Origin of the sequence: Leptolyngbya sp. FACHB-36 (assembly GCF_014695955.1) — a bacterium.
Taxonomy (GTDB): Bacteria; Cyanobacteriota; Cyanobacteriia; order Leptolyngbyales; family Leptolyngbyaceae; genus FACHB-36.
The window spans coordinates 1-8,313 of record NZ_JACJPG010000331.1 but is presented as its reverse complement, the minus strand read 5'-3'; the positions used below and the strand labels follow the sequence as shown (position 1 = coordinate 8,313).

The 8,313-nt window shown below is 53.6% G+C and carries 6 protein-coding genes and 1 pseudogene; 3 read left to right on the top strand and 4 right to left on the bottom strand.

Features of this window, described 5'->3' with window-relative positions; genetic code table 11:
* Positions 1-150: a peptidoglycan-binding domain-containing protein gene (locus H6F43_RS09350; RefSeq protein ID WP_242025462.1), complete on the top strand. Its 150-nt coding sequence runs from the start codon at positions 1-3 to the stop codon at positions 148-150.
* 212 nt (positions 151-362) lie between these two features.
* Here H6F43_RS09350 and H6F43_RS09345 read toward each other — a convergent pair whose 3' ends face one another.
* Together H6F43_RS09345 and H6F43_RS09340 are read right to left on the bottom strand one after the other, a co-directional pair.
* Positions 363-1,238: a DUF2259 domain-containing protein gene (locus H6F43_RS09345; RefSeq protein WP_190342517.1), complete on the bottom strand. Its 876-nt coding sequence runs from the start codon at positions 1,236-1,238 to the stop codon at positions 363-365.
* 223 nt (positions 1,239-1,461) lie between these two features.
* Positions 1,462-3,558 (bottom strand): recombinase family protein, encoded by a 2,097-nt coding sequence (locus H6F43_RS09340; protein WP_190342516.1) that lies wholly within the window; start codon positions 3,556-3,558, stop codon positions 1,462-1,464.
* Between the two features lie 169 nt (positions 3,559-3,727).
* Between H6F43_RS09340 and H6F43_RS09335 the strand changes: the two genes are divergently transcribed.
* A complete protein-coding gene (locus tag H6F43_RS09335) occupies positions 3,728-5,035 on the top strand; it encodes a proton extrusion protein PcxA (RefSeq protein WP_242025461.1) in 1,308 nt (435 codons plus the stop codon).
* 599 nt (positions 5,036-5,634) lie between these two features.
* On the opposite strand, the gene H6F43_RS09330 is transcribed toward H6F43_RS09335, so the two are convergent.
* Complete coding sequence (locus tag H6F43_RS09330) at positions 5,635-6,231, bottom strand: peptidoglycan-binding domain-containing protein (RefSeq protein WP_190342514.1); 597 nt, start codon at positions 6,229-6,231, stop codon at positions 5,635-5,637.
* 57 nt (positions 6,232-6,288) lie between these two features.
* Positions 6,289-7,644, bottom strand: a complete 1,356-nt coding sequence (locus tag H6F43_RS09325) for a M23 family metallopeptidase (protein ID WP_190342513.1) — start codon at positions 7,642-7,644, stop codon at positions 6,289-6,291.
* Positions 7,645-8,035: 391 nt separating this feature from the next.
* On the opposite strand from H6F43_RS09325, the pseudogene H6F43_RS09320 reads away from it, so the two are divergent.
* Positions 8,036-8,313: pseudogene (locus H6F43_RS09320) on the top strand (ShlB/FhaC/HecB family hemolysin secretion/activation protein); the annotation flags it as partial.

Below are 8,313 nucleotides of genomic sequence, written 5' to 3'. Positions count from 1 at the left end.
CTGCGAACGATCGGCGTGTTTGAAGGCGCGATCGATGGCGTGTTTGGTGCTGAAACGCAAACCGCTGTAAGAGCGGCTCAGCGGCGATTTGGGCTTGAAGCCGACGGCGTCGTTGGTCCCTCTACCTGGTCTGCCTTACTGCGGAAATAGCGATTGGCTAACCCCTCAATTGCAAACGCCCCTGGTCATATTAACCAGAGGCGTTTGCGGATAGAGTTTCAAGATAATCGGTCGCGTACTGTAGAAGTTTTATAGAGCTTTATTCGTTACGTTTCTACTGTAGCCTTGCGGCTTCAGTTGCGCGTCTACCGCACGGTAGTAATCGTCCGGCATAGATTGGAATCCGTTTTGAATTCGTGCCGTCACTGCAGCTCAAAGCCCTGCACGATCGTGGTACCCAACGTTCCCTCGAAGGTTGGCTTGGCTGCGGTGATTAGAACGGCGATTCGGCTGCCATTCGGCGAGAGCCGCACCGATCGAATCGAGTAGTCCACCACATTGCGGAAGTTATCCAGCGAGTCGATCGATTGCTGCTGTCCATCGTAGGTAACGGCAAGCTGCATTGCCGCACGATCGTCGGCAGTCTGCCGTTTTTGAAGCAGTCGAAGCTGAAGCAGCTTGCCGTCGTTGAGCCGCACGCTGACGGTTTCGGTTCCGTCTGGGGTCCGCGATCGGGCGGTGAGTGGCAACTCGGTTCCAGTCACCGGGGGTGTTAGTTTTAAGTCCTGCCGAACTTTCCAGCTTTGCTTCAGCAAGTCGGCTTCAGCATCGGCGATCGTCCGTTCCGCATCGGCTTCGCGATAGCGCGTTTCTAGACAGCCATTGGTTGCGCAGGCACCTGACGACACATCCACCACTTGAAGCGACGACTTGGGAATCCCTGCGCCCGTATCTCGCGAACTTTCTAAATAGATGAAGTGGCGACCATCAGCGGAAAAGCCTGCCATGCGTTCTGCCGTCCGAAAGGTTGGCTGACGGGGTGCTGTTGGGTTCGATGGGGCAGCGTTTGGTGAGGGACTGGACGCAACGCGATTCTCTGGTGACTGCTTCACACTAGGCGAAAGCGTTGGGCGTTTAACAATCGGCGGTGGGCTAGGCTGAGGCGACGCAGGCTGGGCAGGCTCCAGCACCGGAGCCGAGGGCGAAATTTTGCTTTGAGGCGGTTCTGACGGAGCGCACGCCGCCAACAGCACCAGCACAACGGAAGGAAACCAAGGGAAAATCGTTTGACGCCGCATACAAGGAACTCATGAAGACAGGAATAACATGGCAACGCTGCGAAGAGAAAACTGCCTACACTGTCCTCTACGAAGAGACTACACTTACCGTGCTGGCTATTCCGGACGATCGTGAACCGCTTGGGCACGCGCATCTACATCTACACCGGAGCAACAGAGCCTAACGATTGAACGAAGTTGATCGAGTTAAAGTTGTTTTTGTCTGCCTGCTGCTATTAGCGATCTATCCTTGTAGCGGCACAGCCGCGTTGACCAACGACAGCAGCACTCCAGTTTGTTCTTGCCCGCTAGTTGCCAAGTCGCTGTGGCACAGGTAGACTCGCTCCTCGGTGCGTGCCAGCAGATCTAGCAGAATTCGTTGCAGACGGCTCTCATTCGATCGCAGCGTATCCGCCGCCGTCCACGGACGCCCAGACCAGTTCTGCAAAAATAGCGGTGCTCCAAACAGCGCATCCACACCGCTCAGCCAGCGAGTAGACCCCGCATCCATCCAGAACTGCCAGCGATGGGCACGGTGGCTGGCGCGGTACTGGAACACATTCGCCAGCGTCACCGCATTGCTAGCAGGACCGATCGGACGTACCGGAAACGGATTGGATGTAACCGTACCGCTCCGCAGCAGTTGGATAAAGCGACTGACGGTCATGGCGGCAGGAGGCTCCGCGCGATCGTGCTGCCGCAGGCGACGGCTCACTTCCCAGTAGTGCTGAGCCGCTTCAATCAGTTGCCGCAGGGCAGAAAGCTGATCGTAAGGAAGCGCACTGCCACCCAGCAGAAAGCCCTGAATTGCCCGATCCAACAGCACGATCGGGCTAGGGATCAAGCGCTGCTCTAGCTGAGTTTGCTGCACTTCAATCCACTCCACAATCGTTTGATACGCCGTAGTTGCCTGGTAGCCTAGCCGATCCCAGCGAGAGAACGTAGTCGCAGGCAGCAGACGGGGACGATCGGCATGAGGAACAAAGCAGTGGTCAGCCAGGAGTCCAGCGCGAACGGGATCAATGGCGGAGCGGGGAGTGGATGTTGAATCAGACCCCGTCTGTCCCTCCCGCTGCTGGCTCAGAACCACCAGCATTTCTGCCACCGCATCGCGATCGACCAGTCGCCCCAAGCCAGGATAGACCAGCGTTAGCAGCGTCAGCAGGGCACGGATGATCGGGGAACTAGTGACAGCGTGCTGGTCGTTTAGGGATTCAACTGGAATCTTGTGCTTTGTGAGAATTTCTCGAAGGCTGTAGCGAGCGATCGGGTCCATACCGGGAGCAATCACGGCAATGTCGCGGGGCTGCACCTGCTGGGTATGCACTCCCTGAATAATCAGGTCAGCGGTGCGGCGCAGCAGTTGGGCGCGCGAGGTGGTTTGGATTGCCTGGATCGAGTCTGGAAGGCTAGAGAAGAACAGCGGGTCGAGCACCAGCGGCACGATCGCGTCCTGCAACTCATTCGCGAGGCAGGGTAAGCGGGCAGTCAGAGACTGAATGCGACAGCGCTCCGACAACCCCGCAAAATACGTCGGGTCTGCACCCAATCCTAGCCGCACAGCTCCGTTGGAATTGTAGGTGAATACGGCTTCTGCTCCGTGATCCAAGAGCACCTCGAACACCGATCGCGCGATCGCCGGATACTCGTCCACATCGTCCGCCAGCAGCACACGGTAGCGCTGGGCGAGCTGCTGGCGATAGACGGGGTGGGGCAGCAGGTGCCGCCAGTAGAGCGTCGTCAGAATGCCGTAGGTTAGCAGTCCTCGGTCTAGACACCACGCTTGCCACTGATGCAGCAGTTCGCCGATCGTTGACGGAGCTAGCGGTAGCTCTTCGTGAGCGCCGAGTCCCTGCGTCAGAATGGTCGGCAGATCGTCCAGCGGTGTTCCTGCTAGCGCTGCAAGCTGCATCAAATCCAGCAGGCGTCGCACCAGCCGAGCTTCTGAAATGCTGGCGTTGTCGGCAATGGCTCGATCGATCGCAGGCTGCCACAGGCGCGTTGCCAATTCCTGTTCGTTTTCTGGAGCCAGCCGCAATGGAAACTGCGCCCGCAGATTTAACTCCTGCACCAGCAGCGGGTAGAACAGCATCACTTCATCCTGGAAAAATCCCAGCGGCGTCGTTGCCGTAAACGGAGATTTGCCTTGAGTTGCGGCGGCGAGGCGATCGCTCAACTCTAGTCGGTTATCGCCGATGGCAGCAAGGACAAGAATGCCGGGAGCGGGAAGTGGGTCGTCGTGCCGATCGCTCGTTTCGCTCCAAGTGCGAAACCAGTTCGACAGATAAGTCGTTTTGCCGCTGCGGGAGGGTCCTGTGACCCAGATCGGTTCGTTATTCACCAATCGTCTCTGATGATTTTGTTAAAATCACTTAGTAATTCAACTGTAGCGTTCTAGAATGCCAGTTGTTCGCTTCAGATAGATTTCGCTTCAGAGTAAATCCTCAAGTCTTAAGACTTGATACAGTTCTGCATGTTTTGGTGGAATGAGAACATCTTTTTTAACAACGTTGAATCGCTATCTTCAAACCGCTCGACGCTGGTACGAAGGAACACCGGAGCGGGCGCTAGATCAAGCCTATGATGCCGCCTTGATGATTAAAGCGATCGAGGACGAGCATTTTGGCGGCAGACCCATCGTTCCTCGTCCAAATTCGTACCGTGATAGCACTACAGACTATTTTGAAACTGAGCTTAAGAAATACTTAAAAAATGTGCGCTTGCGTCTGGCTGAATTTAAAGCAAGTCGCTCTATTTTTTATGCAACGGATGGTTCTGCTAGTGTTCAGGCTGGCAGTACGTCTCTGAGCGATCGTGAGCGCTCTGCTGTGATTTTAGAGAAACTACGGTTTATCGATGAGGTGATTAATCGCTATCAAACCGTATCGACAACCTCGACGTCAATTGTGCCGGTATCGGACTATTCAGCTACGGAAGTAGACACCGATTTAGACATTGCAACAAATGGTCAAGCGCGGACTGTCCAACCAGCCAACAAGGCAAAAAACAGCGATGGAATCCTCGATAAAACGGGTGTTTTGCCTCGATCGATTGTCGGCACGCTAAATCGCATTCGGCGCGATTTAGATCCCGACTCGGAAGAGCAAGTGGTCCAAACCTACCGCAGCGCTAAAGAGAAAACTCGTCTTTCTATTCGATTCGTTCTGCTACTAATTATTGTGCCACTGCTAACGCAGCAGCTATCGAAGGCGATCGTGGTGAGTCCAGTAGTAGATTTCTTTCGAAATCCTGAAGAGGCAGAACTGTTTGTCAATTTTGAGCTAGAAGAAGAAGCGCTGCAAGAGTTACGAATATTTGAAGAACGACTGCGCTTTGAGCGACTGCTGGGCAGGGAGGAGTCCCTTTCAGAAACGCAGATGGACAATCGCTTGAAAGAAAAAGCGCAGGAGATAGGAGAGCACTATAGCCACGAGAGTTCCAATGCCATTAAGAACGTGTTTGCGGACCTTGCTGCCTTTGTCGCCGTGGCGCTGGTGATTGTCACCAATCGTCGCGAGATTGCCGTTCTCAAATCGTTTATGGACGAAACCGTTTACGGACTAAGCGACAGCGCCAAAGCGTTTATTATTATTCTGTTCACTGACATTTTCGTGGGATTTCACTCGCCACACGGTTGGGAAGTTTTGTTAGAGGCACTTGCTCGACACGTAGGCTTGCCTGCAAATCAAGCCTTTATTGGCTTATTTATTGCCACGTTTCCAGTGATTCTAGACACTATCTTTAAGTACTGGATCTTCCGCTATCTCAATCGAATTTCGCCTTCGGCTGTGGCAACTTATCGCAACATGAACGAGTAGTCACTAGCTGGTTAGACAACTGTAAGAGGCGGTTTAAACCGTCAACATCGTTAATCGAACTGCGCCTCAAATCCCTTAGTCTCTAGATAACTTGTCTTTACTATTCATAAAAAAAGTGAACGATCGATTCGATCGTTCACCAACACCTAATTTCCATCCATGAAGAGCACAAACCTACAATCAACGGTAAAGAATGACGTTAAACAGCTCTAAGTTCGCTTAACGCTTCCAGTGAAAACTGTTACCAATCCCTTGAGCGATTTCTTTTTCTAAAATCGCCTTCAAACGGTTGGACACCCGTATTGGGGTACGAGTCATCACTGGTTCCAAAGATACGAGTCACTGCTCCAGAGACATATCCAACAATGTCATCAAACAATTTTGGAACACTCATGGTGCTCACCTCAAGAGTAGATAGTTTGGATTGCGATCGGCGATAAAGTAGTCGGTTAACGTTATCCTTGTCCCTTACACTTTCATTATGCCGAAGCTCAAAACGATCGGGGATGTTCGCAGCAATTGTTTAACTTTGGACGAGCATTGCTTGACCGTTCTTTGCGCTGTGTTAAGCCTGCTGAAAAGTTCAGTACCTGCTGATTCTAGGATGCCAGTCGAGTCAGTTCATCGATGAATTGCAGCTCAGTCAGAACCCCTCGCTTGCGCTGTTCAATTAGAAACCGCAGTTGCGGTCGAATATCGATCGGATTGGGATTCGGCGGATTGGGATTCGGCGGATTTGGGTTGCCAACAATGTTGCGGGCGTCTAGGTCCAAGCGTTCGCGCACGGGACGAGTCGCAATCCCCGTGATTGGAAAGCGTCTGCTGCGCTGATAGTCTTTGACTGCACTTAGAGTCTCAAAGCGATATCGCCCTGTGATCGGCAGCGGTCTGCCCAACACAATCTTCAGATTGTTCTGAAGAATTCGGACCGATTGCTCAACTTTGTCCTGTAGGGCAGGACCATCTTCGCCCGTGGCGGCGAGTTTGTTGTCTACCTGAAACTGATAGATAGCGGCTTTGGTGTAGAAGTCAAGGAATGGCAGGTCGCGCACGGATGTAACGCCGCAGTTAACATTACCCAAAACTTCGGGATCGCAGGACTGATTTTCGCTCCCGACGCCAAACAAACCTCTGGGACCAAAGGGGTAGCCCAATCCATCTAAATTGTCTTTGAGATCAGCGAGTGTGAGTGCCATGAAGTCTCCTGAATTTAAGGGGCAGACACACTCACAGATCCCAAGACGATCGCCGTCTTACCCGCCGTTTTTGGTGGGACCCTGCTGAGCGGTCTGCAAGGACTTGACCAGTTGGTTTAGAGCGTATTCTATCTGAGGTCCTGGGTCTTGCGTGATCCATCCGTCGGTGGTTAGCTGACGGAACTCGAAGTGCAGGTGCGGTCCGGTCGAGAGTCCGGTGCTGCCGACGCGCCCAATCACCGTCCCTTGAGTCACTTGCTCACCGGGGCGGACCAAGATTTCGGACAGGTGAGCATAGAGCGTATTCTGGGTGCCGTTGTTGTGCTCCAGAACGACGGCTAACCCGTAGCCGCCCATTTCGTCTGCGCTGGCAACCTTACCAGAGTAAGCCGCAAGGACGGGCGTTCCTGTGGGGGCACCAATGTCCACGCCGTTGTGGAAGCGCTGGTTGCCCAAAACTGGGTGCGATCGCCACCCGTAGGCGGACGTTACTGGTGCCGGATTCGCGAGTGGAAACAGCAGGCTGATGTTGCCGTTGCCCAAGCGTCCGGGAGGACGAAGCGCGCGATTGTAGTAGTCCCGACCGATCGGCGTTGCGCCTGCAAACCCAAGTCCACGATCGCTGAGGCTAATTGGACCCACGGTAATCGGTTGAATCGCGGTGGGAACGACGCTTGGAATTCGGCGCATTGAAGATCGTGCGCGCTCAGCACGGCGCTGGGACTCAGCAAGCTTGAGACGTCCGGTTTCTTGAGCAACAGCGGCTTGAGCACTTTCGGCTTCGAGCAAGCTAATTTTGCTCAGCACTTCTGCCTGCGCGTCCGGCGACACGATCGGATCTTGAATTAAGCGGCGCGCCTGCTCAAACTTGCCTTGATTAGCGGCATTTGTAGCAGCGGTGACTACGCTTGCCTGAAGCTGCGCTTGGTCTTCGACGCGATCGCTCGCGACAATTTCTGCCAGCTTTGCTTCAATCACTTGCTGCTGTTCTTGCTTTCTGGCAGCAAACTGCTGCTCAGTTTCCTTGGGCTTTTTCGTCAGGCTCTCAGCCAATTCACCCAGAATGTCTGTGTTTTTTCCAAGATCGATCGCCGAAATCTGATCGAGCTTTAATGTCTCGTAAAACTTCATATCGGACGGATCGCACTGTTGCCAATTCTTGTCTGGCTGGGCGATTTTTAGCTTCTCAGCCTCTAAACTCAGAGGAAGCGATTCTGGCTTGGCGCCACTGAACTGAGGCAGCACGGAGGGAGATATTTTTGCGGTCGTCGCTTCGGGAGACGCGATCGCAGTAGGTAAACGTAGGGCTTCGGGGTTTTGCTGAGCGGCTAGCTCGGATGGAGTAGGTGTTGGGGTTGGAACAAGCGGTTTAACTGGCTGCTCTGCCAGGAGAAGCGGGAGAATACCTAACATAAATGAGCTAGCGGTAGAAATTTCCTAGATGATACGCAGAGTGCCCTGCAATGTCAGGAGCGATCGACAAAGTTCACGGATATTTGAAGCTGGAATAATCTTTTTTCAATGTTCTTGTAAACTGCCTCGTGGTTTAAGTGAATACATCTAGGTGATGTCTAGCAACCAAACGTCTGCTAGCTAAGCGACGTCGAGCACAATCTTGGACAAGAAATCTTTTTTAAAGTCGCTTCAGCACGTTCAATCGGACTGATATTACCAGGAATTGTGCACGCAGCGTCAATGCGGCACCGATCGAACATACCAGCTTCCCGGATTGGGCTCTGTTTCGTGCGGATGCATTACAGCGACCTTCGTATCAATAAGATGTCTTCGGCATTCCCAGCACGGTATGGACTATCCAGCGTTGCCCCCCGCTCCGCTTGCGTCTGACGACGCTGTCTCAGATCAGCAGTTGCCCTCTACCCAGCCGCTGTCCTCCTCGATCGCACCCGAAGCTTCAACGCTGGAGTTTTCTGCGCAAGTACCCAATGCTCCCTTGGCGCAACCAGCACCGGAGCCTACAACCCCGCCAAACACGATCGCGGTGACTACGCTCAACGTCACAGGCAGCACGGTGCTGTCTACCAGCGATCTGAAGCCGCTGACTCAGCCGCTAGAAGGGCGATC

What these genes read in the sequence shown, in the direction of transcription:
- H6F43_RS09330 (WP_190342514.1), bottom strand. Translation starts at nt 6,231, where the DNA reads ATGGCACTCACACTCGCTGATCTCAAAGACAATTTAGATGGATTGGGC.
- H6F43_RS09345 (WP_190342517.1), bottom strand. Translation starts at nt 1,238, where the DNA reads ATGCGGCGTCAAACGATTTTCCCTTGGTTTCCTTCCGTTGTGCTGGTG.
- H6F43_RS09325 (WP_190342513.1), bottom strand. Translation starts at nt 7,644, where the DNA reads ATGTTAGGTATTCTCCCGCTTCTCCTGGCAGAGCAGCCAGTTAAACCG.